This window comes from Sphaerochaeta sp. S2, from assembly GCF_016406725.1.
In the GTDB taxonomy this organism is placed as follows: domain Bacteria; phylum Spirochaetota; class Spirochaetia; order Sphaerochaetales; family Sphaerochaetaceae; genus Sphaerochaeta.
This window is the reverse complement of sequence record NZ_JAEKNT010000070.1, coordinates 1-2885: the sequence shown is the minus strand read 5'-3', so window position 1 is coordinate 2885 and position 2885 is coordinate 1. Positions and strand designations below refer to the sequence as shown.

General features: G+C 46.4%; 3 protein-coding genes. 1 reads left to right on the top strand and 2 read right to left on the bottom strand.

The features are described 5' to 3' along the window. The coding region (gene dctP / locus JF818_RS01815; RefSeq protein ID WP_198890287.1) for a TRAP transporter substrate-binding protein DctP at positions 1–623 on the bottom strand (623 nt) is incomplete at its 3' end. 218 nt (positions 624–841) lie between these two features. Beyond that, positions 842–1294 carry a YhcH/YjgK/YiaL family protein gene (locus JF818_RS01810; RefSeq protein ID WP_198890286.1) on the bottom strand — a complete coding sequence of 151 codons (453 nt, stop codon included), beginning with the start codon at positions 1292–1294 and terminating at the stop codon, positions 842–844. Between the two features lie 160 nt (positions 1295–1454). Here JF818_RS01810 and JF818_RS01805 point away from each other — a divergent pair. After that, on the top strand, positions 1455–2885 hold a 1431-nt coding region (locus tag JF818_RS01805; protein WP_198890285.1), incomplete at its 3' end, for an NAD(P)/FAD-dependent oxidoreductase.

Genomic DNA, 2885 nt, shown 5'->3' with positions numbered 1-2885 from the left:
GTCTTGGTCTGAAGAGCCATGTACAATTCGCTGAAGGAGATCGGGGTTGGATTGGCACCAATTGCCTTGCCAAGGAAGATCCAGGAATCGGAGTTCGGCATTCTCAGGTTGACACCATTGAGATCAGCAGGAGTCTTGATCGGGCGATCTTCTACCAGGTTGATCTGACGAGTTCCCAGGTACTGAGCGCCGAGAGGACGAATTCCCTGCTCTTTTGCAATGCGGTCAAATACTTCCTGACCGATAGGACCATTGAGTACACTGGTCATGTGGTCATAGGTCTTGAAGATATAACCAGCAGTGAACATACCTACCCAAGGGCTTCCATCGGTAAGCCATGATGCTGCAGTTGCAGTCATGTCTGCCTGACCACTCTTCACAGCTGAGACTTCCTGTTCCTGCTTGAACAAAGAAGCAGAATCATAGGTCAATACCTTGATCTGGCCACCAGAAACTTCTTCAACGGTCTCCTTGAAGACGCGCATTGCCCCAGCATGAGCATCAGTGGGAACCGCTGTCATGGTGTAGACCAATTCAACGGGCTTTGCCTCAGATGTTCCCTGAGCAAAAGCCATGGGAAGTACCAGGGCTACCAACAACAGTGCGATAATACTTTTTTTCATTGTTTCCTCCTGTGGACCGCTGCGCGGTGTAACAATGTTTCTTTCTCGCTTGGCATATGCCAAGTCTTGTAAAATCTGTAAACTTGTAAAGCTGTCTTACAGGTTAATCGTTACATGACTTTCTGTATCTGTCAAATGGAATTTTCAACAAATTGCAAAAAATGGTAAAAAAATAGACCGTTGGAAAACCAACAGTCCAGAATTATCGCCATTATATGTTATATAAGAATCTTGAAGACAACCTTTACCACATCAGTGGAATCCCCATCGATGAGGTTGCATGCATGTCCTTCCCCTGGGAAGAACAGGGCAAAGGTAGCGGGAGTTGCATGGTAGGTGAGCAGTTGCTTGCCTTCTGCAAACGAAGCATCCTTGCTGGCATCATACCCGATGGTCTCCTTTAGGGATGATGTATCAGCAATTACCATCGATTCAAATCCGGAAAGGAGAATCTGTACATCCACTTCCTTTTTATGTAGCTCAAACGTCAAATTCTCAGGTGTTGCAGTTGTATAGGTGAACAAGTTGTAGCGTACCTTGGGATTGTCAGTAGTGTAACTGCCATACTCCATGCTTGGAAGCTTGCCGCTTTCCAGGATTTCGTGAACTGTCTGAAGGGCTGAAAGGCTGGGAATGTAACGTTCTAGGTTGGTGATCTGATCAATTATCATGGGATTCTCCTCGCGCCCAGCATACAAGATTACGAAAAAAGAGAGAAGCAGGATACAAACAGTGAAACTTCAAATATTGCTTAATAAGATTGATTCTTTTTAAATAACTAAACCATATTTTCTTCTTGCTTTTCTCTATCAAACCACATAGGGTTTTTCCATGAATAAGAAAGCAGTAGTCATAGGCGGAGGCTTCGGTGGTCTCAGCACAGCGGCACTCCTGGCCCGTGATGGCTGGAATGTGACCTTGGTCGAGAAGAATGCCCAACTTGGGGGAAGAGCTAGATATTGGGAAAAAGACGGATTTACCTTTGACATGGGACCGTCGTGGTATCTCATGCCTGAAGTGTTCGAGCATTACTTCTCTCTCTTTGGTAAACAGCGGGAAGACTACTACGATCTTAGTCCCATTGATCCATATTATAAGGTCTTCTTTGAAGGTGGGGAAACGGCCTGTCTCACCCCACGTTTTGATGAGAACCAGAAACTCTTTGAGTCGTTCGAGAAGGGTGGTGGAAAAGCCCTGAAAGCCTACATGCAGCAGTCAACCTATAAGTATGATGTAGCTATGGAGGATTTCCTCTATCGTGATTACAAACACATCGGGCAGTTCTTCAATAGACGGTTGATGACTGAGGGATTGCGCCTTGGAGTGCTGGGAAAACTTGACTCCTTCGTTTCGAATTACGTAAAAGATTATCGGGCAAAGCAGATCCTGGAATATGCCATGGTGTTTCTGGGTACTGATCCAGCGCAAGCTCCTGCAATTTACTCCATCATGACCCATGTTGATCTTAATCTTGGAGTATTCTTTCCTCAGAAAGGCATGGCTGGAGCGGCAGCAGGGTTTGCCTCACTCTGCAGTGGACTGGGAGTTGATCTGATTACCGGTGCAGAAGTGCTGAAGGTACTGACTGAAGGAAATCGGGCAGTTGGTGTTGAAACCAATAAAGGAACATTCATGGCAGATGTGGTTGTTTCCTCTGCCGATTATCACCACAGTGATACAAACCTCCTTGAAGACAAGCATCGTACGTACTCTGACTCTTATTGGGAAAAACGGGTGGTTGCCTCCTCGATGTTCATCGCCTATTTGGGAATCGGCAGGGAGCTGAAAGGATTGGAACACCACAATCTCTACTTTGCAAAAGACTGGAATACACATTTTGATGCAATATTCAAGAATCCTGAATGGCCGAAAGACCCTTGTTTCTACCTCAGTTGCATCAGCAAGACAGACCCCTCTTCAGCACCTGCTGGTGGTGAGAATGTGTTCTTGCTGGTACCGGTTGCCCCAGGACTTGTTGATACTGAGGAGCAGAGAAATGCCTATTTCGAGCATATAGCCGATCATGTGCAGAACGTGACAGGAGAAGATCTCCGAAAGGATCTCTTGGTAAAACGGTTGTACTCCCATCGGGACTTCATCTCTGACTATCATGCATACAAGGGAACAGCTCTTGGACTAAGCCATACGCTGATGCAGACTGCCGTCTTCCGTCCCCGTCACCAAAACAAGACTGTAAAGAATCTCTATTACACTGGGCAATACACGCATCCGGGGGTAGGGGTACCCATGGTGCTTATCGCC

Coding starts and splice junctions, on each gene's coding strand:
- JF818_RS01810 (WP_198890286.1), bottom strand. CDS start 1,294: ATGATAATTGATCAGATCACCAACCTAGAACGTTACATTCCCAGCCTT.